The sequence below is a fragment of the Corynebacterium sp. c7Ub_26 genome (assembly GCF_053760365.1).
The window spans coordinates 81,875-106,614 of sequence record NZ_JBSNBL010000006.1 but is presented as its reverse complement, the minus strand read 5'-3'; the positions used below and the strand labels follow the sequence as shown (position 1 = coordinate 106,614).

Here is a 24,740-nt window from a genome sequence, read left to right as displayed (position 1 = left end):
ACGGTCGTGTACTGGCACGGCACGAGCGCAGCGTGTGGCTTTTGCCGTTAACACCATTGTCTACTGAGAATTGAGACTGTTGAGATGGCCATAAACGATGCCCCGGCGTTGACAGAACGGCCTGGACAGAAGGACGATCGACCGGCGCACAACCAGATCAACGCCAACGATTGTGGCAACTCACAGACCAGTGAGTACCCCGTTGACGCTATCGTTGTTGCCTCATTCGGTGGTCCGGAGGGTCTGGACGATATTCGTCCTTTTCTCGAAAACGTAACCCGGGGTCGTGGCATCCCGCCCGAGCGTCTCGACGAAGTGGGAGAGCACTATCACCACTTCAACGGCATCAGCCCTCTTAACGGTTTAAACCGCGAGATCATTAGACACATCGAAGACGAACTCGAAAAGCAGGGGCGCAATCTCCCTGTGTATTTCGCTAACCGGAATTGGCATCCATTCTGGAACGAGACCATAGAGAAGATGATTCACGACGGAATTCGCCATGCGCTTGTATTTGCCACTTCTGCATGGGCCGGTTATTCGGGATGCCGTCAGTACGACGAGGACATTGAAAAGGCTCGGCGCCATTGCCAGGAACAGGGGATTACGCCCCCGGATTTAACGAAACTGCGTCAGTTTTATGACCACCCAGAGTTCATCGAGGCTGAGGCAGAAGCCGTCCAAGAAGCACTCGCCAAAATACCCAGTGACAGGAGAGAGAACTGTCGAATAGTTTTCACAGCTCACTCGATTCCGGTCTCCGCGGATAAGACGTCCGGAAACCCAGGTGATGGGGACTACCTGTATTCACGGCAGATCTATGAGGCAGCACGTTTAACTGCCGCCAAACTTGGACTGTCAGACGATGATTTCGACCTTGTTTGGCAATCGCGTTCCGGCCCCCCACACATCCCGTGGTTGGAACCCGATATTGTGGATCATATTTCAGCACTCCATGACCAGGGGATTCCGGCTGCGGTTGTGTCTCCTATTGGGTTCGTGTCGGACCACGTAGAAGTGGCATGGGACCTTGACACCGAACTTGCCCATGAGGCAAAAGATTTTGATATGGCCATCGAGCGGGCAGCGACAGTGGGGCCGACGCAGCGATTCACCCGAATGATCATCGATTTGATCGATGAATACATCGAAGGCAGAGAGCCTCTCCGCCTCGGCGTCGAGCCCCAGCATGGCTGCAGCCTCAACGGGGTCCCGTGCTTTGATAACTGCTGTGTTCCCCCGGCAAAGCATAAGCACCATAAATAGCCACAGAGATTACCTAGGGATTGTTCATCTTGGTATCGATTACCTAGGTATCGCACGAAGCATCTCGCGGACAGCGTAATCCAGCGAGGCTATCCGGGCCTGCCGAATAACCCTGAGCAGAGGGAGGACGTGCTCGTCCCACGTTGCTCCGTTGTCGGTAGCGCGCGCTGTATCAATAATTGCTGACAAATGATCAGCCCGCGCAGACAGTTTCTCTGCTCTCGGATTAAAACCTGCAGGAAAACCAGCGGAGTCATAAAAATCCGTCAGAGTTCCCACCCGAAGCCGCACATCCGGGACATCAGCAATAGCTGCTCGCATCGATGTAATCATCGACGCAGCGTTCCTCGTAGCCTCAGAAAGAGCTAAATCAGCTTCACCAATCGCTGGTGCCGGAGGAGCTGGCACGTCTTCCCCAATTGACGACGCCGTCAAACGTGGGATCCCGTCGGAACGAGAGGGAATAACCAATACACGCGAATCTGGATCCCCAGACGAAATCACCAATCCCGCTCCCGCGCGAGAAATAGCCTTCTGGTCATCCGAATGACCGAGCAGGTGCGGAGGATCACCGGGCGCTGCCAAAACTATACGGACGAGCGGGTCGTCGGCAGTGTGATCGGAATAATCCGTCGCTGCCTGTCGGAGTTCACCCAAGAAGTGGACCATCTCGTTGCGCGGAAGTGAATACAGATCATGCCACGCATCAATAGTGTCGTCCGTCGACGCCTCACCAATGAGCCAAAACGCTGTCCATGCTGCTAGACGGTGGATGCGCGCCCACTCATTGCACAGCCCCGAGATAGTTGACACATTCATGGCGTGCCACCATAGCACCTCTCACGGAATACTGTGTCCACGTCTCACCAGGTTCACGTCGCCTCAGTACACTTCCTCGGTATGAGTTTCCACGACCGCTATTCAGGCGACATCTATGCCGGGCATCCACGCTCCAAGCCCCGCGAGTTCCCCGTACTCCCAGCTAAACCTGGCTTAGTGGTTGAAGATATCGCCAGTGGTTATGTGGGAGCGATCGTCGAATTTGAGCGGACATACGACGGAGATTTCGTTCGGTTGGAGGACCGATACCGGCGAACGCGTCTGTTCAAAATGCGCAAAGGGGCGTTCCTCTACGAGGGAAAACCCGTCACATTAGTCCGCTATGTTCCATCAAAAGATCCACGACAACAACGAAGCGCATCCGGATCACGGCGTGTAGAAAACCTGCGTGCCAAAGTGGCTGCTCCATCACGAATCTGGGTCGAAGGCGTCCATGACGCGGCAATTGTGGAGCGTATCTGGGGCCATGATCTTCGCGTAGAAGGCGTCGTCGTGGAGTACCTTGAGGGGCTCGATAATGCACCACAACGGGTACAAGAATTTCATCCCACCGCCCAGCGTCGTATCGGTATCCTCGCCGACCACTTAGTTGAGGGTTCAAAGGAATCATTATTGACCCGGGAGCTTGGTCCGCATGTCATGGTGACTGGCCACCCGTTTATTGACATCTGGGCTGCCGTCAAACCATCGTCAGTCGGTATTAAGGCCTGGCCCGACGTTCCTTATGGTGAAGATTGGAAGACGGGTGTGTGTCGACGACTCGGGTGGTCGGATCCTAAAGAGGGGTGGAACCGCGTCTACAACAGCGTGAATTCTTTTCGAGACGTCGATTCATCGCTCATTGGTGCGGTTGAACGACTGGTCGATTTTGTCACCGTCGGGCCCGAGTAGGCAGAAACGACGACCCTGTTTTCTGTCATAGCCTTTATGTACGCTGGACAACGTGAATGCCTTAGTGTGGTTTATCGGTGCGGTACTTCTAGCTGTGCTGGAGCTTTTCGGTGGCGATTTCGCACTATTGATGTTGTCTGGCGGTGCTCTCGCCGCAGCAGGTGTGTCCTTTTTCCAGGCCCCGCTCTGGGTCTCAGTCATTGTTTTCGCTGTTGTGTCATTAACACTCATGTTCGTTCTGCGTCCGTTTTTGAAGCGCAAACTCAGCGAAAAGATCGAAACAGCGGATTTCTCACCGCGAGCCTTGGTGGGAACAACAGGGGAGACCGTCGAGCAGATTTCGTCGTCATCAGGGATTGTTCGGCTCAATGGCGATTTCTGGTCCGTTCGGAGTGCTTTTCATGACGACGTTTTCGAGCCTGGCGACACCGTCGTGGTGAGCCGCATTGAAGGCAACACAGCTTTTGTCTTAGAAAGGAGGGATTAATTCATGAGCGCTGGCACCATCGTGATCGCAGCCATCATTGTGGTCATCGTCCTTATCATCATGATGTCCATCAAGTTGGTCCCACAGGGGACGGCGGCAGTTATTGAACGGCTCGGGCGGTACACGAAAACTGTTGAAGGAGGAATAACTTTCCTCATTCCATTTGTCGACCGTGTTCGATCCCGCGTGGATACCCGCGAACGTGTCGTCAGCTTCCCGCCCCAAGCGGTGATTACGCAGGATAACTTGACCGTGGCAATTGATACCGTGGTCACGTTCCAAATAAACGACCCCATGCACTCCATATACGGTGTGGATAATTACCTCACCGGTGTTGAGCAGACCACGACGGCGACGCTTCGTGATGTCGTTGGTGGCATGACACTGGAAGAGACTTTAACGTCGCGCGAGGTCATTAATAGACGGCTCCGTGGTGAACTGGATAACGCCACGACAAAGTGGGGGCTGCGTATTAGTCGAGTCGAGCTCAAAGCGATTGATCCGCCACCGTCGATTCAGCAGTCGATGGAAAAGCAGATGAAGGCGGACCGCGAAAAGCGCGCCATGATTTTGACTGCGGAAGGTCAGCGCGAGGCTGATATCAAGACTGCCGAAGGTGAAAAACAAGCCCGTATCCTTGCCGCCGAAGGCGAAAAGCATGCTGCCATCTTGCAAGCGGAAGCCGAGCGCCAGGCTGAGATCCTTCGCGCCGAGGGACAGCGCGCAGCCCGTTACCTACGCGCACAGGGTGAAGCTCGCTCCATCCGTAAGGTGAACGCTGCCATCAAAACCTCGCAGGTCACACCGGATGTTCTCGCTTTCCAATACCTCCAAAAGCTTCCTGAAATGGCTGAAGGATCTGCCAACAAGATGTGGCTGATTCCGTCGCAATTCGGTGATGCCCTGGAGTCCTTCACCAAGCAGTTCTCAGACAAGGATTCCGACGGGGTATTCCGCTACGAAGCTCCTAGTGTCGACGAGGAAACCAAGGCAGAGGCAGCGACGGATGAGGACGACGACTGGTTTACCACTCAGTCGGCCCCAGAAATCGCCAAAGCCGTCGCTGAAGCAAACGCCGTCGCGAACAAAACGGTGGATGATCCATTAGACAGCGCTCTGGCCGCTAAGCGAAACACGGCGAAGAAGCTCGGGGAAGATCCCTCCACTGCGGGTTCAGAGAGCATCGACGTTGCCGATGCTGACGATCAACCGGACGTCGATTCGCCGGAGGACGCGTCGAACGAGTAGTTAAAGTTCCTCCGCCCGGGTCAAAAGGTGGACGGCAAGGTCCCATCCTGCTTGTTCTGCCTGCCAACCCGCCGCAACCAGACGCTGCGACATTGCTTGCTTAGAGATACCAAGCTCTGCCGCAGCGTCGTTTTGTGTATATCCCTGCCGCATAAGCGCTGTTGCTTCTCGGCCTTCCTCAGTCCGCCGGGTTAGCACATGGCCGATCAAAGAAAACGCCGCGGAAATATCTGAAGCGAGCTCCGAACTCGCTATGGAAGAGTTCTGGGAGATCGTGGCTATCGACGCGCCCACGGTACCGGCCCGTTTACCTGTACAACTACGAGCGACAACGGACGGATCGTGCCCCCCGATCCCAATCCCAATAGCCCACTCACCGGCAGAGAGGAAAGCCATCACTACTTGGGCTTCAGATTCTGCGTCGCGAGTAAGGAGCGAAATCTCCTCCACGCCTTCCACAGTGGACTTGAGAACCCCGGGCAGGTGCTCCATAGCTTGAGCACTATTCTTCACGTATTCCGCCCGTCTCATAGTCCGTCCACGGAACCGAGCATGCACTGCAAAAAGTGATCGAGCCGACGTTCCTCGCGTGTGAGCCATTGCCATGGAGTCAAGGATACTAGCTTGTCCTCTTCGTGTGCGTTCCAGTCGTCGTGTCGTCAGTATTCGCACGTGGCGGCCGCGCGATGTCCGTAATCAAGCCCGTCAGGCCGACTCCAAAAAGAACGACGCTGATCAAAATCGTTAAGGGGCTACCTTGTCCCGCCGCGGCGTCGCCAACGAGGACGGTGGCGATCGTACCTGGAGCCGATCCGACTATCGTCGCCAAAGTAAAGGGAAGCGCTTTGATCGACGACAGAGCACACACGTAGTTGAGGACAGAAAATGGAACAGCCGCAATCATGCGGAGGGAGCCGACGGCGAGCCAGCCCCGGCGTCGTAAATGGGCATTAACCCCGTCGACGGCAGGGTGAATGAGGCGGGACTGTACCCAATCTCGTCCAAGACGGCGGACAATGAGCAGGGATAATAACGCTGAACACCCCGTCGATGTCAGCGCGACACCTATGCCAATGAGTGGACCGAAGAGCACGCCGCAGCTGAGGGTAAAAACTGTCCGGGGTATCGGGAATTGGGTAGCAAGGATATAAACAGCCGAAAAGGCAAAGGGAAACCACCACCCAGCGCCCACGGACCAGTTCCTGAAAGTGGTCACCGAGGGAAGTGGAACGACGAATAGCGCTCCCACCAGCACAACGAGGATGACAACACTCAGTACTTGATTGAGACGTGTCCAGCGCAACCACCCATGGCACACGTCGCGAATGATGACGCCGATGATGTTGAGGAACTGCGCCAATGCTCGTGACGTTGCTGTAACGGCACGATGAATCCAGGATCGTCGGCTAGGTGGGTCGGCCTGAGGATCGGGTTGAGTCACCACGTCACGTCGTTGCATAACGTGGGCAAGCCTACCTTCTGGCGGCTCGGTGGATGAGAAAGGCGACCCCAGATTGTGGCTCACATTATTCACCACACATAGGGGAGAAGTACGTCACATCGCGCTGAAATTGACAGATAAATCGCTATCAAACGGGCGATAACGACGTGTAGTCGGGAAAATATCAACCAATGGGGACTACCCTGAGAAAGGAGTGAACGACGTGCAGGCTCCGTTGTGTTTAACGAAAACACCTGCAAGATAACCGTTATGAATGGTGTTGCCACAACATCGCTGAGCTAGACCACTGCACCGGTTCACCTGAAATGATTAACCTACTTTGAACGACCAGGACGGAGGGTCAGTTGTGACTGACTCACAGGTTGGCACGGAAGATGCCGCCCTGCAGCACGAATGGTATCGGGCAGTTGCGAAAGTTTTTGCCCGAACCCGCAAGCAGGATCCTTCCGACATTCCGGATGATGTGTGGAAGAAGCTCATCAAGCCGACTTACGACGGAATAGATGTCAAACCGCTCTATATGCGGACCGATCAAGGACCAGAGCCATCTGCTCCCGGCGAATTCCCTTACACACGTGGGGCTAAGCTCCTTGAGGCCGACAATGCCGGATGGGGAATTCGCGAGGTTTTCGGACCTGCCGTCGAAGTTAACGCAACTGCCGGTGGCCAGAGCGCGAAAGACATCAACAAGCGAATTCTTCACGCACTGAATGTTGGGACCACGGTCCTCGAGCTCAAGGGAATCCAACCCACGGACATCCCGGGAGTGCTCAATGACGTCTATCTTGACCTTGCCCCGATCGCGCTAGCTACTCCCTCGAAAGAACTGGGAGACGCTTTCCTCGATTTCCTTGAGACCAATGGCGATGACAAGACAACTGCTGACCTCGGTGCTTCACCGCTGACGTCGGGGTTCGATTCGTCGCAAAGCGTTGACCTCGACACTGCCATCGCATGGGCAAAGAAAGCATCTGAGCTTCCTGGGGCAGTGCACGCCATCACTGTGAATGGTGTCTCACTCAGCAACCAGGGCGCGACAGATTCCCAGGAAATTGGGCTGGTTCTGGCTGCAACACTGGAATACTTGCGGAAGCTTACCGACGCTGGTCTCTCTGTGGAAGACGCAGTCGATCAGATTTCGATCCGCCTCGCCGCCACCGACGACTTCTTCTCGACGATCTGTAAATTCCGTGCGCTGCGCTCACTTCTGGCGCGGGTGTGGGAAGTGCTGGGCATTGTGGATCATCCGCTGCCCGCAATCCACGCGGAAACAGCACCAGTGATGTTCGCCCAGCGTGACCCCTACACGAATATTCTTCGGTGCACGATCGCTTCATTTGCGGCAGGCGTCGGTGGGGCCACGAGCGTGCTGGTTCACCCCTTCGACTATGCGATCAAGAATGGATTGCCAGGAGCTCGACGTAGCTTCGCTCACCGCATCGCGCGAAACATCAACCTTCTACTTTTGGAAGAGTCTCACTTGGGATTTGTTGCTGATCCCGCTGGTGGCTCGTACTACGCTGAGTTCTTCACTGACCAGCTCGAGGAGAAGGCATGGGGCGTCTTGACGGACGTCGAATCTAAGGATGGCTTCATCGCTGAGACTGATAACGGCGATATTCAAAAGCTCCTCGATGAGTCGTATGAAAAGCGGCGCGATGATATTGCTCATCGCCGTACCAAGGTGACAGCGATCAACGAGTTCCCGAACTTGGCCGAAAAGCCTCTGGCGGCTGACCTGCGCATCGAGCCGACGGGTGTTCGCCGTTGGGGAGCTGATTTTGAGGCGCTGAGAAACAGGTCGGACGCCTTCTTCGAGAAGGAAGAGAAGCGGCCTGTCATTAAATTGGCGCCTCTTGGTCCGCTGGCCAAGCACAACATCCGCACTGGTTTCACCACGAACCTTCTGGCTTCTGGTGGTATTCAGGCGGATAACCCAGGACAAGTCACCCCAGACGACGAGAACTTCGCAACTCAGTTCAAAGACGCTCCCATCGTGGTCGTCTGCGGTACGGATGCGGAATATGCAGAGAACGCTGGTTCCGCGATCGATGCCCTACGAGCTGCGGGAGTGAAGAAGGTTCTCCTGGCTGGCGCTCCGAAGGCCGTTGAGAATCTCGATGATTCTTCGAAGCGTGATGACTACCTGAACATGAAGATTGATGCAGTCTCGACGTTGTCGGGCCTGCTCGATGAGCTCGGCGCATAATCGCTGTTAGGACTGTGACAACAATGAGCACAAGTATTCCGAATTTTGCCGATGTTTCGCGAGCTACAGAGAAGGCAGCGACGACATCAGCTGAAGAAGATAAGGGGACGTGGACAGTCCCCGAGGGTTTCGACGTCAAACGCGTCTACAACGGTGAAGATAGGGAACACGTCCTAAAGGCGGGGCATCCCCTCGATTCGTATCCCGGCATCAAGCCATTTATGCGTGGTCCGTATCCAACGATGTACACGAACCGCCCGTGGACGATTCGCCAGTACGCTGGTTTCTCCACCGCAGCAGAGTCGAACGCGTTCTACCGTCGTAACCTGGCCGCCGGCCAGAAAGGTTTGTCGGTGGCCTTCGACCTGCCCACTCACCGTGGTTATGACTCAGACAACCCGCGTGTTCAGGGCGACGTCGGTATGGCTGGTGTGGCCATCGACTCCATCCTGGATATGAAGCAGCTGTTCGAGGGAATTGACCTTGGCAGCGTGTCCGTGTCGATGACGATGAACGGTGCTGTGCTGCCGATTTTGGCTTTGTACATTATCGTCGCCGAAGAGCAGGGTGTTCCTCCGGAGAAGCTGGCCGGAACGATTCAGAATGACATTCTGAAGGAGTTCATGGTCCGCAATACTTACATTTATCCTCCGCAGCCGTCGATGAGGATTATTTCGGAGATCTTTGAATACACCTCTAACAAGATGCCGCGATGGAACTCCATTTCGATTTCCGGCTACCACATTCAGGAAGCTGGAGCGACGGCTGACCTCGAGTTGGCCTACACCCTGGCAGACGGCCTTGAATACATTCGCGCTGGACTGAACGCTGGCCTTAACATCGACGCTTTCGCACCTCGCCTCTCGTTCTTCTGGGGCATTTCGATGAATACCTTCATGGAAATTGCGAAGCTCCGTGCTGGCCGTATTTTGTGGAGCGAAATCGTCAGCAAATTTAACCCCGAAAACCCGAAGTCACGGGCTCTACGTACGCACTCCCAGACATCGGGATGGTCGCTCACCGCTCAGGATGTGTATAACAACGTCGGGCGTACCTGCATCGAGGCTATGGCGGCAACGCAGGGGCACACGCAGTCACTGCACACGAACGCCCTGGATGAGGCTCTCGCGCTCCCGACAGATTTCTCGGCTCGTATTGCTCGTAACACCCAGCTGATTTTGCAGCAAGAATCCAACACGGTGCGTCCGGTCGATCCGTGGGCTGGCTCCTACTACGTCGAATGGTTGACCAACCAGTTGGTCGAGGAAGCTCGCGAGCACATTCGCGAGGTTGAAGAAGCCGGCGGTATGGCGAAGGCCACCGAGCAAGGCATTCCGAAACTGCGTATCGAAGAGGCTGCAGCACGTACTCAGGCTCGTATCGACTCTGGCCGTCAGGCGCTCATCGGTGTCAACAAATATGTGAGCGTCGAGGACGAGGCCATCGAAGTTCTGAAGGTTGAAAACAGCCGCGTTCGCCAAGAACAGCATGACAAACTCGAGAAACTTCGTGCTGAGCGCGATCAAGGTGCCGTCGACCAAGCTCTGAATGCTCTCACCGGAGCTGCGGGCGTGGACGGATCCCACGGCAACCTCGAGCACAACCTTCTGAAGCTTGCTGTCGATGCTGCTCGCGTTGGTGCCACCGTCGGCGAGATGTCTGATGCTCTCGAGAAAGTGTTCGGTCGCCACCAGGCAGAGATCCACACGCTCTCGGGTGTGTATAAAGACGAGGTAGGTAAGGACCGTACCGTGGGTAATGTCGCTAAAGCCACCGCTATGGCGGATGCGTTCGCCGAGGAAGAAGGCCGCCGGCCACGTATCTTCATCGCGAAGATCGGACAGGACGGTCACGACCGCGGACAGAAAGTCGTTGCGTCCGCTTATGCTGACTTAGGCATGGACGTTGACGTCGGACCGCTCTTCCAAACTCCCGCCGAAGCTGCGCGGTCTGCTGTCGATTCCGACGTGCACGTCGTCGGCGTGTCGTCGCTGGCAGCTAGCCACTTGACGATCGTCCCCGAGCTTCGCGAGGAATTAAAGAAGCTGGGCCGCGAAGACATCATGATCATCGTGGGCGGCGTTATTCCTCCAGGAGATTTCCAAGAACTGTACGACGACGGTGCTGCCGCCATTTACCCGCCGGGCACTGTTATCGCAGATTCTGTGATCGACATGCTGACCAAGCTATCGGCACACATGGGAATCGAGCTTCATGTCGATGACGATGACAAATCGGACGACTCTGATGAAGCTGAGGACAAGGCGGAGGCCTAAGGCATAAAGCGACGGAATTACGGCACAATTATTCTTCCCGGTGGTGATTCTTCCGGGTGGTGCCGAGATTCCTTAGCTGCATGATGAGCGCTCTTTTCCCGGCCAATTGGGGTGGGGAAGAGAGCGTTTTGTCCTCATGATGGGCATTATGTAAAGAGTAACTTCACACGTCACGCGGTCCGTCGAGCGCTTCACGGTCCGTCGAGTTTTTAAACAAATAAATAATTAATTACACAATTTACTTATAGAATTATTTTTATGACGAGCTCTTCGTAGAAAGGCGGAGATATCAATGTCTTCCGATAGCCAAGCGCAGGGAGATGAATTTCTCGAGTCAACCCTCGGATCATTAACGACGACTGCGGGGACTGAAGTTCCAGGAAAATCAGCGGTTGCTCCGGAAGCGGTTAAGCGAGCCCGCCACCGCATCGACGTCGATGCTTTGTTCACCTCCGTACGGAATAATGAGCGAACCCAGCTTGCTCGAGCCATCACTCTGCTTGAGTCTTCTGCACCGGCGCATCACGTGTTGGCCCAAGAACTATTGGTGAAACTGCTGCCTTTCTCTGGAAAGGCATTACGAGTAGGCATTACGGGCGTTCCTGGTGTCGGTAAATCTACGTTCATTGAACGTCTCGGGTTATACCTTGTGGAAAACGGCCACAAAGTCGCGGTGCTCGCCATTGATCCTTCATCTACGCGTTCTCGTGGATCAATCTTGGGGGATAAAACCCGAATGACGAAGCTCTCGCAAAGCGAGAACGCCTACATTCGACCATCCCCAAGCGCCGGAACGCTCGGCGGAGTCGCTAAAGCAACCCGCGAGACGATGATTGTCATGGAGGCCGCCGGGTATGACGTTATCCTCGTCGAAACTGTCGGCGTGGGACAGTCGGAGGTCGCTGTTAGTGAGATGGTCGACTGCTTCACCTTCCTAGCTCTAGCAGGCGCCGGGGACCAGCTGCAGGGCATCAAGAAAGGCATTCTTGAGCTTGCCGACCTCGTCGCCATCAACAAAGCAGATGGAGACAATGTTCGCCGCGCAAAGCGGGCTGCACGAGAACTAGGTGCGGCGATGCGCATGGTTCGGCCAGCAAATGCATCATGGAAACCTCCGACAATGACGATGTCTGCCGCTGAAGGCGACGGTGTCGAAGAATTCTGGAAGGTGGTCGAAGAGCACCACGATCAAATGGTGGCCGAGGGCCGATTTGATGAGCAACGGAGGAACCAGCAGATCGGCTGGACATGGCAAATGGTCCACGAAACATTACTGACCCGGTTAAACACGTCTGAGGCAGTGAAGAAGGAAAAGAAGCTGATTGAAAGGCAGCTTCGCGCAGGGCAGGTAACACCGACGATTGCTGCGGAGCGCATCCTCAAGGCTTTTGACACCGGAGAGACGACTGACAGTCAGCTGAATAAACGCGAGTAGTTAGGGCAGTGTTCCGAGCATCGCAAAGCCCGGGTTCTCATCAGGATTTGATGGGAACCCGGGCTTATTATGTGTCCGGAGGGGGACTTGAACCCCCACGCCCGTTAATAGGGCACTAGCACCTCAAGCTAGCGCGTCTGCCATTCCGCCACCCGGACAGGGTAAAAAGTCAGCAATTAGCTGAGCACGAGGCAATACTCTAGTTGTGTCGAAGTCTGTACACAAATCTGCTGGTCACAAATCGTGACACACCCCTTGTAGGTCCCACGCGGTTCCGGACGCGCGGCAATGGAACTTACTTTCCCCTGCACATCGGGGCGAATCGATGACCGTTCATCCACCGATTGATGCTAGGCAAGGGCGCCTTAGTGCGCTACTATTAGGCCAGATTCGCACCGCACCCTGGGGGACGGGCATGTGGAGCGCAATGGGGGAATAAAGTTTGGGGGCTCTATCCACGATGGCGTGTTCATCACTCAATCGATGTTCTAAAAGATATCGTGTGCCGACGGTATCGCTATCGGCTTATCGCCGATACAAGAACGGGCTCGTTGAGTTTATTTATATCACTGCGACCGTATGGATGTTAGCGGGGTGTCACACAACCGCTGACACGCGCAGTGGAATAAATTCGGACCTTTCTGAGACGACGTTGAGTAGTTCGGTAATGACGCGTCCTCCTATTTCTTCACAATCACCTGTAGAGAAGTATGGCCCAAAGAAGAACAATGATGAGGTCCCGTTGTGGGAGCGCCCGGAAATATTGGCTAAGTATCCGGTGAAAGCAAAGAAGAACCCCGATGGCTCCTATGACTACTCAGACCCACGTTTTGAGAACGCCGACCTCTGCGAAGATGCTCCGCCAGGGTATTGGGAGAGTAGGGGATTCATAAAGAAAACATCCTCCAAAGATGAATTCTTGCATTTTAATGACTGCCTTTTGAGAGAGACGAATGAAACGCAGTCACTATTGGTGGATTTCGGTACCGACAAACGAAGTAGAGAAGAAGTCCCAGGTAAAAGGGTTGAGAACGAGAATCCTACAACCTTTACACGTTGGGGAAGGATAGTAGGAGATCCTCATTGCGTGGTCTACACCGAAACTTAACTCGGACGCGTTGCGGTTCAAGCTATAGATGAGACACAGACTTTGAACGAAGCAGAATTATGCGATTTAGTTAAGAAACTGAATGAGAGGTTAACTTAAAGTGGCTATTTCGATTGATACTTGTTCCCTAGATAGAGCTCTAGAATTCCTAGAGAATGGAAATGATATCTCTGGGGGCAAATATATTCTATATTCCAAAAAATTATCTGGGGATTACACTGGTGAACCTGGGTTGCGAATGTTGGGGGCGCAACATTGCCGGGTGATTAACGGTGAAACTGGTAGCGCAACGCACACGTTGCGGCAGCTACGTCAACTCATCCGCTGGTTGGCTGAAGGTACGAAAGCAATGCGAGGCGCCTTCGTCGGCCAAGACGATACCTCAGCGGCCATACTATGCGGACTTAAATCGATCCAAGCCGAAGATTTTACCTTCCCGACACGTCCGGATGGGGCATTTAGCCCCTTTGATTTCCCTGACCCCACTCACGGTGGCACCGATGACCCGGGCGCACTAGTTGCCATGCTCAATGCTGGCAACGATAGTGACATTTATGCCCTTGCCGATTACTGGCACAACTTGTCCAGTTCTTTGAACGATACCGTCGACGCCCTGGCACGAGCCCGCGCCCAGCTGGAAGAAAACACGGGAGAGGCCATTGATGCCGCCGCCGCGTGCTGTACCCAAGTGATGGCCACGGCTCAGTCCTTCGCCGATAACGCCACCGCCATGCACGCCTCTGTTTCTCAACTGCCCCATATCCGGCAGGCCGCCCGCACACAGATCGCCGCCATCGAAGCGGAGCACGCCGCAGCGGTCGCCGCAGCCACGAACCCCGCCGGAGTACGCGCAGCCGGGGAAGCAGCACGGGCAGCCACCAGAGAATTTATGGCCGGCCCTTATCAGGCCATGCTCACCGCGGCGGTGCCACCACTGCGCAACCTCACCGAAAGACCCAACGTCGGCCAGGGTGGAGGGCACCTCACTGCACATGCACCAACACCCATACACACCAGTGCAGCCGAAGTTGCCCCTACTAGCGTCATGAGCGCCGCACACGGCACACCAGCCGTCGGAACAACCGGGACATCCGTCGGGGGAACAACGACCAGCACAGGCGGAGGACCAGCAGGCGGAGGGGTAGTTGGCAACCCCACCACACCACCGACCTCAGCAAACACCATTCCCGCAGCGGTCCCTTCACAATTCCGGCCGCCTAAGGAAACGAACGGTTTTCCTCCTCCGCACACCAATCCCGGAGCATCCAGACATACCCACACACCAACGCCGTATGGGCCGTCGGCTACTAACGCGGTCAATCAATCGCCACGTGCCGCCGCACCCCACACCCCACGGACCTCGTATAACAATGGCCACAACAATCCCACAATGACGCCCAGGTCTCAAGAACCGTGGAACCGGAACAACGCGAACGATTACCACAAGTCAATGAAGCCAAATTCGCCAGCATCGTATCTCGATAAACGCCCAGCGGGTCCGTACAGCGAATCCCGTGCCCGCAGCGTCATTGTGCACCCCGGCCCTCATGACCAGAGCCCAATCCACGGCAACGACCGCAATAAGCTTTTACACAATGACACGACGGACCGTGGAAACCCATACAACGATCGAAATTACGCTCACAACGAACACTCCACAGGACGAAGTAACTCCTCACATCCCACCGGCCACGACGGTTCACGCCCGGCGATGGGCAGGACGGGCATCGCACCCATGGGCGGCTACGGAAACGCATCTAAAAACCAAAAACAAGAACCGGAAGGGAAATACAAGCCCATCACCAGCGAATTCGAGGCCGAGTACAACCTGCGGCAACTCCGGGGAGACATCGGACTCACCACACCACACGTCATCGGTGCACAACTGCGAGAAAACAAGTGAACCGCTGCAGCGAAGGAAGTATCCGGGCATACTGGTGTCATGAGCGATTCACCACAGGCAACCGACAACACGCAAGAACCCACCTCTGGCACCACAGCGACCAGCACGCCAAGCTACGTTGACCCGCGATTCAAAGCCGCGGACCCGTACGCGTACCTACCGGACGTTCCGACATTTCCGCTGAGCAGCGCCGACTTCGCGTCCGGCGATGAACTACCAGCCGACTTACAAGGACCCGACGGGGTTTCACCTCAACTGTCGTGGTCCGATCTCCCCGAAGGAACAAAATCCCTGGCAGTTACCGTCTATGACCCCGACGCCCCCACGGTCTCCGGGTACTGGCACTGGGCAGTATACAACCTCCCAGCAGATCTCACAGAGCTTCCCAAAAACGCCGGATCCGAAGACACACCATCCCTCCCAGAAGGCGCCCAAACGCTCAAAGGAGACTCAGGGAAACGCGGGTACTACGGCGCAATGCCTCCAGAAGGACACGGCCCACACCGCTACCTCTATGCCGTCCACGCCGTCGACGTTGACAAGCTCGACATCCCCGAGGACTCAACCCCGACAATTCTCGGGTTCAACCTCAACTTCCACACTCTCGCGCGCTCGATAATTTGGGGCTGGGCAGAAAACTAAGAAGCCGCTACGAGGCCGGGATCCAGGGGAGCTCCCGGCCGACAGCATCAGCGATCGAGCCCAACCCGTGGCGCCGGACCTGCTGTGCCAAACCACGATGGATATCGCGAATCCAATCGGGGCCACCATAAATCAACGCCGTGTACCCCTCGAGCAAACTCGCGCCGGCACCGATACGCTCCCACGCCTGCTGCGGGGTCTCAATTCCGCCAACAGAGACAAGAGTCAATGACTCACCCACGTGTTTGCGTAACAAACGCAGTACCTCCAGGGAACGGTCCGCCACCGGGCGGCCCGACACGCCACCAGCACCCATCGCTTCCACCTCAGAGGATGGCGTCGTTAAATGGTCACGGGAAATGGTCGTGTTTGTCGCCACAATCCCGGCCAGCCCCTTCTCCTGGGCCAAATCCGCGACCGCAAGAATGTCATCATCACACAGGTCAGGGGCGATTTTAACCAACACGGGCGTGTCCTCGACCTCGTCAAGAACCGCGTCCACAATCGGCCCCAACGAATCCACAGCCTGCAAATCCCGCAACCCCGGAGTATTTGGGCTCGACACGTTCACCACCACGAAATCGGCGTGATGCCCGAGCAGACGAGCCGATAAGCGATAGTCCTCAGCAGCCTTGTCAATCGGGGTTTTCTTCGTCTTCCCGATATTGACCGCAATCACGTCACGACTTCGACGGCGAGCGATCCGCCGTGCACACAACACGGCACCTTCATTGTTAAATCCCATCCGATTCAAAATCGCATGATCACGTCGCAACCGAAAAAGCCTGGGGGAGGGATTACCAGGCTGCCCCTCCGCCGTCACAGTACCCAGCTCTGCAAATCCAAAGCCCAAAGGAGCCCACACATCCGGGGACGTTGCGCTCTTATCAAACCCAGCAGCCAGGCCCAGGGGCCGCGGGAACTCCACACCAAAAACAGTCTGTTCCAGCGCTGTATCATGCACAGCCCACCATCGTTCAAGAGCCCGGTTGGCCATCGGCATGCGCTGAAAAATGCCCAAGGCCTTCGTCATTAATGAATGAATAGTCTCAGGGTCCAAGCGGAACATTTGTCGCAATGACCAGGAGTAGATAGCGCTTCGTACGGGATGCGACTTCCTGCAATCCTCAACATCGGCATCAATACGATCAGTGCTGGTCAACGACATGATTATGCTTCCTTCTTCACGGGATAACTCGGCTCACTGGAGGCGCCCTCATGGCGTGCCTCGCTCACCTGATCCTTCGATATGTGTTGCACGGTCGAGGACTGCGGCGACGCAATCAACAGGCCTCCATCGCCATCAACCACAACCGACTGAGCATCGGGAATCGTGTGCATCGTCGCCACTTTGACCGGGACACCCGACGAAATGTCATAACCAATGACAGTGTTCTTACCCGTGGACGTCACCCACACCGTGCGCGTGTTGGCATCCCACGCCACACCCCACGGAACAGAATCGGTATGAATTGTTTGGTGTTTCCTCAAAATGTCGTTGGCAGTAAAGACCTCAATCGAGTTCAACTTTGTTGACGACGCCACGACAACGCCATCCTGCCCACCGGCAATTTTCCCAGCACCTTGGCCGATCCGCAGCGACGATCCTTCCTTGTCCTCGCCGGGATACACACCCGTTAGACTCGACTGCTTCTTGTCGAACACCGCTGACATCTCTTTATCTGGCCCAGTTTTAGGATCAGGATCCACAATCAGTGATTGGATCGCTCCTTCACCGATAGAAACAGTTGACTTCCCATCCTTATCGGAACCGTCCAAGGGGAAGTACTTGATTTTCTTCTCACCGGCGAAAGTGACACTGGCAACATCGTTGGTCACAACTGCAGTCGTCGCGGTGCCGTCGACCTCGAGATCGTGAACCTTCTTGCCTTGTCCATCGAAAACGAGCACATGGTTCTCGCATGCGACAGAAAAACCGCCGCCCGCAGCGCGAGACAGATCTTTACAATCCTTGCCAAGATCCACCGACTTAGGCTTGCCGTTCGTCCAATCCGACGACGTCCCAATCACCATTTTTCCACCGGACAGCCCGGCAATGACTGGCGAGTCGGATTGACCGCTTACCACCACATCGGAAATACCGTCACCGGGAAGATCGACATCGCGAGTATCTCCCGACGGGGGTTCCGCGGCAGGTACCGACGTCGGCGAGACGTCTTCTGCCTTGGATAGCGCTTCTTGATCATCGCTGCGTGAGCAACCCGCCAGCATCGTGACGGCCAGCCCACTACAACACACGATGCTTAACACTCGCGCTCCGAGGCGTCGTTGTTTGCGCTGCGTTGGCAATGTACCAGTACGAATCGATTGACCAGGAGTACCGTCGGAAATCACTCTCGTAACGCTACTACAGGTCACGGAGCTAAGACACCGAGGCGACTGCCAGGAATGGGCAGTGATTCTCACACGCTTTCTTGTCTCCACGAATGCCCCATACGCTGGAAGATAACGGTGAGCCCATAAAGTTGCTAGCCTACTTGCCGTGTCTCTATCCATTTCCGGGCTCCTGGTCCGGGCTACACGACAGGTAGTTTCTATGGCCAATTCGGCACTCACCTCTATTTCAGGGGTAGTTCACGACGCGTTCACGCACGTACATCAACTCCATCAGGCTCACGGTTTTCTTGGATCAGCGGCGGGAAGGATCCACGAAACCGCATCCTCATTAGCGCAGTCGCCAGCCTCATGGCTGAGCCAGACGGGCACATCCGTTCACGCTGCTACCCATGCCCATGTGGCCACTGACCTCGCAGCCGCCGGTACCCAGACCCACATGAGTTGGATACAAACGATCATCCTGTCGATCATCCAGGGCCTCACAGAGTTCTTGCCTGTGTCATCGTCGGGCCACCTCCGGATCGTGTCCCAACTTCTGTGGAACCAAGATGCAGGCGCCTCATTCACCGCTGTCGTTCAGTTAGGGACAGAAGCGGCAGTGTTGGTATTTTTTGCCAAGGACATTTGGCGAATCATCACTGGATGGTTCGCTGGTCTGATGGACAAAACGAAGCGCGGGGCCGACTACCGCATGGGGTGGATGGTGATTGTGGGCACCATTCCCGTAGGAATTCTTGGATATCTCCTCAAAGATTTCATCCGAGACAATTTCCGCAACTTGTGGGTGACTGCCGCGGTTCTCATCCTGTTCTCGTTCGTATTCATTTGGGCCGAACGGGTGGGCCGTCACACGCGGACGGAGAAAGACTTGACCATGCGCGACGCCATCATCATGGGGTTCGCTCAATGCCTTGCGCTCATTCCCGGCGTTTCTCGCTCGGGTGGCACAGTGTCCGCGGGGCTCTTCCTTAACCAGGATCGCGAGGCAGCGACGCGTTTTTCGTTCTTGCTAGCTATCCCTGCTGTTCTGGCTTCCGGGCTTTTCTCCCTGCCTGATGCTTTTCACCCCACCGACGGGCAAATCGCTTCCGGCCCGCAGCTGTTGGTGGGCACGTTAATCGCATTTGCGCTGGGCTACGCCTCTATTGCGTGGCTGCTCAAGTTCGTCGCCAATAATTCATTTGCCTGGTTTGCTGCATACCGCATCCCGGTGGGGATTATCGTGATGATTCTCCTTGCTACGGGCGTGATGGCAGCCGCCTAAGCCATATCGCCAGGAGGGCCGTAGACTAAGGCTCATGCAGTCGTGGCAAAAACCCCTTGTTGCTGATTTCCGTTCCGTCGTCGGGGAGGACCAACCGGTTCCTCTCCACATGTGGGATACGGCATCCCGTGAAGTCACCCCTCTCACACCGTCCGACGAGGCGACGGTATATGTCTGCGGAATAACCCCTTACGATTCGACGCACTTGGGTCATGCTGCCACCTACGTCACCTTTGATGTTTTGAATAGGCAGTTATTGGCGAATGGCCACCGCGTGAACTTCGTGCAAAATGTCACCGACGTCGACGATCCGCTGTTCGAGCGAGCCCAACGCGACGGGGTCGATTGGCAGGAGCTGGGGGAGGAACAAACCGATCTGTTCCGCCAGGATATGGCGAAACTTGGAGTGATCCCGCCAACGTCATATATCGGTGCAGTTGAGGCCATTCCCGATGTCATCGACATGGTGAGCACGTTGCTCGACAACGGGTCTGCCTATGTTGTGGACGATCCCACATATCCGGATGTCTATGCCGATCGAACAGCGACCCCACAATTTGGTTATGAGTCGCGGTACGACGAAGCCACGATGGAACAATTCTTCGCGGAGCGAGGTGGCGATCCAGACCGCCCGGGGAAGCGAGATCCGTTAGATTCGTTGCTGTGGCGGGCAGAGCGCCCCGGTGAACCAGCATGGGATTCACCCTTTGGACGCGGACGGCCAGGATGGCACATTGAGTGCGCCGCTATTGCAGCGCGGTATTTGGGCAGCCATTCTGATGTCCAAGGCGGGGGAGAGGACCTCATTTTCCCCCACCACGAATACTCCGCAGCCCATGTGGAAGCGGCATGCGGCGTGGAGCGCATGGCTGACCATTACATGCACACCGGGCTTATCGCTCTCGGCGGCGTCAAGATGAGCAAGTCGCTGGGCAATCTTGTGTTTGTATCCAGGTTGTGTAATGCCGGAACTGATCCCTCGTCGATCCGTCTAGCCCTCTACGCAGGACATTATCGTGATCAGCGCAACTGGTCGGATGCTCTTTTGGCTGCCGCTTCACGACGTTTAGCTCTGTGGCGCACCGCCGTCGAGGCTGTTCATACTCGCAACGACGCAGATTCTGAAGCGCGAGCCCGTCGATTAGTCGACGACGTTCGCAAGGTCCTCGCAACTGATCTAGACACGCCAGCTGCTGTCGATCTCATCGACGAATGGGCCAGCGGTATCGTCGACAAAGAGAAGATTTGGGATCTGCCCGGTGTTGACGGGAAGAACGCCCATGAGTCTCTCTCTGTCCCCGTTCCCTGTGCGGCTCCAGCATCGGATGACAAGCTCAGTGTTGCTCAGGGGAAGATCACGATTCTCGACGACGGGAAAGACAGCGAAGCGGATGCCAAGTCTGTGGAGCTCGCGTCGGCAACGGCGGGTACTCAGCGGTGCGGGGCCCACTCGCATGCGTCGGGGGAGCTTACGGTAGACCTGTTGCCCACCCCCCATCAGCGTGGAGACGACCCTTCGGCTTTGTATTCTCATCTCTCGCCCGCTGCAGCGTTGGTTGCCGGGTGTGTTGATGCTCTATTGGGGCTAAAACTTTAGGTCACCGACGGATTTGGTCGAGCACCCCAATAGTAGACTAAGCTGTCTATCTGTGAATGATGAGCGTCAACCTTTGAATCCTACGAAATCCGAGTTTCTCCAGGCCCTCCATGACCGGGTGCTGATCGGTGACGGAGCCATGGGGACGCAACTTCAAGCCATTGACCTTGACTTGGATGCAGATTTCCACGGGCTCGAGGGATGCAACGAAATTCTCAACATCACCCGCCCCGACATCTTGGCCGACATTCACCGCCGATACTTTGAGGCGGGGGCCGATGCCGTCGAAACAAATACCTTCGGCTGCAACCTCCCCAACTTTGCCGATTACGACATCGAAGATCGCATTGAGGAGATTGCCTACACAGGCGCCCAGATCGCTCGGTCGGTTGCTGATGAGATGGGGCCTGGCCGAGAAGGCATGAAACGCTTCGTTCTTGGATCATTAGGTCCGGGAACAAAGCTTCCTACTCTCGGGCATGCTCCGTTCTCAGATCTCCGCGATGCGTACACGGAAGCAGCCCGCGGATTAGTCCGGGGTGGGGCAGACGCCGTCCTGATCGAGACCGCTCAAGACCTTTTGCAGGTCAAAGCTGCGGTACATGGCGTCCAGCAGGCTTTCGACGATTGTGGGACAACCTTACCGATCATGTGCCACGTGACGGTAGAAACCACCGGCACAATGCTGCTGGGTTCAGAAATCGGCGCAGCTCTCACTGCCCTGGAACGCCTGGGCATTGACGTCATCGGGATGAACTGCGCAACCGGCCCCGACGAGATGAATGAGCACCTGCGGTACTTATCCGCTCATGCGCCCATGCCGGTATCAGTCATGCCGAACGCTGGCTTGCCGGAGCTCGGCGCTAACGGGGCTGTCTATCCTTTGACTCCCGACGAACTTGCCGCAGCAAGTGTTCACTTCGTGCGTGATTATGGGCTCTCCATGGTCGGCGGCTGCTGTGGAACAACCCCCGAACACATTACGGCTGTTCGTGACGCCGTGATCGGTTCGCCGTCCTCACAACAGGACGCCTCGGAGTCTCCCGCCGTCACACGCCCGGCGCGCCATCACGATTTCGACGATAACGTCTCATCCCTGTATTCAACAGTGCCGCTGACTCAGGACACGGGGATCACCATAATTGGTGAGCGGACGAACTCCAACGGTTCCAAGGCTTTCCGCACGGCAATGCTCGAGGGCGACTGGAATAAGTGCCTAGATATCGCTAAGGCCCAGACTCGCGACGGCGCCCACATGATCGATCTGTGCGTCGACTATGTGGGCCGTGACGGCACCCACGACATGGCCGAACTCGCGAGCCGTTTGGCGACGAACTCGACGCTGCCGATCATGTTGGACTCGACGGAGCCCGATGTTATCCGTGTGGGTCTTGAGCACCTGGGTGGCCGGTGCGCGGTCAACTCGGTGAATTTTGAGGACGGTGACGCCCCAGGTTCGCGCTATGACCGGATTATGTCGCTGGTCAAGAAGCATGGCGCGGCGGTGGTGGCTCTCACTATTGACGAAGAGGGGCAAGCGCGGACAGCGGAGAAGAAAGTCGAGATCGCTGAACGCCTTATTGCGGACATCAACACGCGCTGGGGGCTTCGCGAAAGCGACATCATTGTCGATTGCCTTACTTTCCCGATTTCGACCGGACAAGTAGAAACCCGACGCGATGGTATCGAAACGATCAACGCCATTCGGGAAATTACCTCGCGTCACCCCGACATCCACACCACGCTGGGCCTGTCGAATATTTCGTTCGGCCTTAACCCGGCCGCCCGCCAGGTCCTGAATTCGGTTTTTCTGAACGAATGTATCGAGGCCGGACTTGATACAGCTATTGCTCACTCCAGCAAGATCGTACCGATGAACCGCATCGACGACGATCAACGCGACGTCGCCCTGGACATGGTTTATGACCGGCGCGGAACGGGAGGACAAGGCGGAACAGCCGACGAGGATTACGATCCGCTGCAAACCTTCATGGAGTTATTCGAAGGCGTGTCCGCCGCCGACGCCAAGGACGCACGGGCAGAAGCCCTTCAGGCACTGCCACTCTTTAAGCGGCTGGCGCAGCGCATCATTGATGGCGAAAAGAACGGACTTGAAGCTGATCTCGACCTCGCTCGCGATGAGAAAGACCCCCTCGAGATCATTAACCAAGACCTCCTCGCGGGAATGAAAGTCGTCGGAGACCTCTTCGGCTCTGGGCAGATGCAGCTTCCCTTCGTGCTGCAGTCAGCTGAAACGATGAAAGCAGCCGTATCCCACCTGGAACAGTTCATGGAGGCTACCGACGACTCCGCGTCCAAGGGAAAGATCATCCTGGCCACGGTCAAAGGAGACGTCCACGATATCGGGAAAAACCTCGTGGACATCATCTTGTCCAATAACGGCTACGACGTGGTTAACCTGGGCATCAAACAACCCATTTCCAACATTCTCCACGCCGCATCGGAACACCAGGCTGACGTCATCGGCATGTCCGGACTTTTGGTGAAGTCGACGGTCGTCATGAAAGACAATCTCCTCGAGATGAACACCGCCGGCGCCGCCAACTACCCCGTCCTCCTCGGCGGAGCAGCGCTGACCCGCACCTATGTCGAAAATGACCTCGACGAGCTCTACCAGGGCGATGTCCACTATGCGCGCGACGCCTTCGAAGGCCTGAACTTGATGGATCAGATCATGTCCATGAAGCGCGGCTCACAGCGAGAACTCACTGAGGAACAAATCGCTGCTGCCACGCGCGCACAAAAGAAGAAAGAAGAACGGAGAGCCAGGCACGAACGCTCACGGAAAATCGCGGCCAAGCGGAAAGCAGAAAGCGCCCCGGCGGTCATCCCTGATCGCTCCGACGTCGCCACCGACACCCCCATCGCAACACCACCATTCTGGGGCACACGAATAGTCAAAGGCCTCCCCGTCAGAGACTATCTCACCTGCCTCGACGAACGCGCCCTCTTCATGGGCCAATGGGGACTACGCGGAACACGCGGCGGCGACGGCCCCTCCTACGACGAACTCGTCGAAACCGAAGGACGCCCACGGCTCAGAGCGTGGATCAACGACCTCAAAGCAGAGGGAATCCTCAACCACTCTGCCGTCGTCTACGGCTACTTCCCGGCCGTCTCAGAAGGCAATACCGTCCACATCCTGCCCGTGCCCGACGAGGCAGAAGAACCAGATCCCGCGGCAGAACCCGTGACATCATTCGAGTTCCCACGCCAACAACGGGGACGGTTCCTCTGCATCGCAGACTTCATCCGCTCACGCGACGAAGCCCAACGCACCGGACACACCGACGTCTTCCCACTTCAGCTCGTCACCATGGGGCAGCCCATCGCGGACAAAGCCAACGTCCTCTTCAAAGACAACCACTACCGCGAATACCTCGAGCTCCACGGCATCGGCGTCCAACTCACCGAAGCCCTCGCCGAATACTGGCACTCCCGCGTCCGAGCCGAACTCACCTTCGCCGACGGCACCCACGCCGGCGACGACGACGGCACCGAAGACCGGGCATTCTTCGACCTCAAATACCGAGGAGCACGCTACTCCTTCGGCTACGGATCATGCCCCGACCTGGAATCGCGCCGGGCTTTGGTGGACCTTTTGCACCCTGAGCGGATTGGCGTCGAGTTATCTGAGGAGCTGCAATTGCACCCTGAGCAGTCAACCGACGCATTCGTGCTCTACCACCAGGAGGCAAAGTACTTTAACGTCTAATTCGTTGCCGTGACTGTG

17 protein-coding genes, 1 tRNA gene and 1 pseudogene are annotated in these 24,740 nt (G+C 56.2%); 13 read left to right on the top strand and 6 right to left on the bottom strand.

Going from position 1 to position 24,740, the window contains the following annotated elements; all coding sequences use genetic code 11:
- The first annotated feature begins 84 nt into the window (after positions 1-84).
- Positions 85-1,266, top strand: coding sequence for a ferrochelatase (locus ACWORE_RS10050; RefSeq protein ID WP_406606006.1), 1,182 nt, complete (start codon positions 85-87; stop codon positions 1,264-1,266).
- 39 nt (positions 1,267-1,305) lie between these two features.
- On the opposite strand, the gene ACWORE_RS10045 is transcribed toward ACWORE_RS10050, so the two are convergent.
- Positions 1,306-2,085, bottom strand: a complete 780-nt coding sequence (locus tag ACWORE_RS10045) for a hypothetical protein (protein ID WP_455303704.1) — start codon at positions 2,083-2,085, stop codon at positions 1,306-1,308.
- An 81-nt stretch (positions 2,086-2,166) separates the two neighbouring features.
- Here ACWORE_RS10045 and ACWORE_RS10040 point away from each other — a divergent pair, with 81 nt between their 5' ends.
- The 3 genes from ACWORE_RS10040 to ACWORE_RS10030 are packed head-to-tail and all read left to right on the top strand — an operon-like array spanning position 2,167 to position 4,732.
- Entirely contained in the window at positions 2,167-2,997 is an 831-nt protein-coding gene (locus tag ACWORE_RS10040) for a DUF3097 domain-containing protein (protein ID WP_296135553.1), read from the top strand.
- 52 nt (positions 2,998-3,049) lie between these two features.
- Complete coding sequence (locus ACWORE_RS10035; protein WP_296135551.1) at positions 3,050-3,484, top strand: NfeD family protein; 435 nt, start codon at positions 3,050-3,052, stop codon at positions 3,482-3,484.
- Between the two features lie 60 nt (positions 3,485-3,544).
- Positions 3,545-4,732, top strand: a complete 1,188-nt coding sequence (locus ACWORE_RS10030) for an SPFH domain-containing protein (protein WP_412523831.1) — start codon at positions 3,545-3,547, stop codon at positions 4,730-4,732.
- Here ACWORE_RS10030 and ACWORE_RS10025 read toward each other — a convergent pair whose 3' ends face one another.
- Both ACWORE_RS10025 and ACWORE_RS10020 read right to left on the bottom strand, forming a co-directional pair.
- Positions 4,733-5,338, bottom strand: a complete 606-nt coding sequence (locus ACWORE_RS10025; protein WP_204088464.1) for a MarR family transcriptional regulator — start codon at positions 5,336-5,338, stop codon at positions 4,733-4,735.
- Positions 5,339-5,351: 13 nt separating this feature from the next.
- Positions 5,352-6,191 carry a TVP38/TMEM64 family protein gene (locus ACWORE_RS10020; RefSeq protein WP_455303703.1) on the bottom strand — a complete coding sequence of 280 codons (840 nt, stop codon included), beginning with the start codon at positions 6,189-6,191 and terminating at the stop codon, positions 5,352-5,354.
- A 349-nt stretch (positions 6,192-6,540) separates the two neighbouring features.
- Here ACWORE_RS10020 and ACWORE_RS10015 point away from each other — a divergent pair, with 349 nt between their 5' ends.
- The 3 genes from ACWORE_RS10015 to meaB all read left to right on the top strand — a co-directional run bounded on the left by ACWORE_RS10015 (position 6,541) and on the right by meaB (position 12,114).
- Positions 6,541-8,403 carry a methylmalonyl-CoA mutase family protein gene (locus ACWORE_RS10015; protein WP_455303702.1) on the top strand — a complete coding sequence of 621 codons (1,863 nt, stop codon included), beginning with the start codon at positions 6,541-6,543 and terminating at the stop codon, positions 8,401-8,403.
- Between the two features lie 23 nt (positions 8,404-8,426).
- Positions 8,427-10,679, top strand: a complete 2,253-nt coding sequence (gene scpA / locus ACWORE_RS10010) for a methylmalonyl-CoA mutase (protein WP_455303701.1) — start codon at positions 8,427-8,429, stop codon at positions 10,677-10,679.
- A 292-nt stretch (positions 10,680-10,971) separates the two neighbouring features.
- Complete coding sequence (gene meaB / locus ACWORE_RS10005) at positions 10,972-12,114, top strand: methylmalonyl Co-A mutase-associated GTPase MeaB (RefSeq protein ID WP_455303700.1); 1,143 nt, start codon at positions 10,972-10,974, stop codon at positions 12,112-12,114.
- Positions 12,115-12,186: 72 nt separating this feature from the next.
- On the opposite strand, the gene ACWORE_RS10000 is transcribed toward meaB, so the two are convergent.
- Positions 12,187-12,272: transfer RNA gene (locus tag ACWORE_RS10000), tRNA-Leu, on the bottom strand.
- A 509-nt stretch (positions 12,273-12,781) separates the two neighbouring features.
- Here ACWORE_RS10000 and ACWORE_RS09995 point away from each other — a divergent pair.
- The 3 genes from ACWORE_RS09995 (at position 12,782) to ACWORE_RS09985 (ending at position 15,767) form a co-directional block, all read left to right on the top strand.
- A complete protein-coding gene (locus ACWORE_RS09995) occupies positions 12,782-13,222 on the top strand; it encodes a hypothetical protein (RefSeq protein WP_455303699.1) in 441 nt (146 codons plus the stop codon).
- A gap of 262 nt (positions 13,223-13,484) precedes the next feature.
- The gene (locus ACWORE_RS09990) at positions 13,485-15,125 is read left to right on the top strand and encodes a hypothetical protein (protein WP_455303698.1); all 1,641 of its coding nucleotides are present in this window, start codon (positions 13,485-13,487) and stop codon (positions 15,123-15,125) included.
- A 39-nt stretch (positions 15,126-15,164) separates the two neighbouring features.
- Entirely contained in the window at positions 15,165-15,767 is a 603-nt protein-coding gene (locus ACWORE_RS09985) for a YbhB/YbcL family Raf kinase inhibitor-like protein (RefSeq protein WP_296139613.1), read from the top strand.
- 7 nt (positions 15,768-15,774) lie between these two features.
- On the opposite strand, the gene ACWORE_RS09980 is transcribed toward ACWORE_RS09985, so the two are convergent.
- Entirely contained in the window at positions 15,775-16,935 is a 1,161-nt protein-coding gene (locus ACWORE_RS09980) for a quinone-dependent dihydroorotate dehydrogenase (RefSeq protein ID WP_406605998.1), read from the bottom strand.
- Positions 16,936-16,937: 2 nt separating this feature from the next.
- The gene (locus ACWORE_RS09975; protein WP_406605997.1) at positions 16,938-18,122 is read right to left on the bottom strand and encodes a YncE family protein; all 1,185 of its coding nucleotides are present in this window, start codon (positions 18,120-18,122) and stop codon (positions 16,938-16,940) included.
- 439 nt (positions 18,123-18,561) lie between these two features.
- Between ACWORE_RS09975 and ACWORE_RS09970 the strand changes: the two genes are divergently transcribed.
- From ACWORE_RS09970 to metH, 3 genes and pseudogenes are all read left to right on the top strand, one after another.
- Positions 18,562-19,389, top strand: coding sequence for an undecaprenyl-diphosphate phosphatase (locus ACWORE_RS09970; protein ID WP_448234429.1), 828 nt, complete (start codon positions 18,562-18,564; stop codon positions 19,387-19,389).
- Between the two features lie 34 nt (positions 19,390-19,423).
- Positions 19,424-20,614, top strand: a pseudogene (gene mshC / locus ACWORE_RS09965) (cysteine--1-D-myo-inosityl 2-amino-2-deoxy-alpha-D-glucopyranoside ligase); the annotation flags it as partial.
- A 445-nt stretch (positions 20,615-21,059) separates the two neighbouring features.
- Complete coding sequence (gene metH, locus ACWORE_RS09960) at positions 21,060-24,722, top strand: methionine synthase (RefSeq protein ID WP_455303697.1); 3,663 nt, start codon at positions 21,060-21,062, stop codon at positions 24,720-24,722.
- The last annotated feature ends 18 nt before the right edge of the window (positions 24,723-24,740 follow it).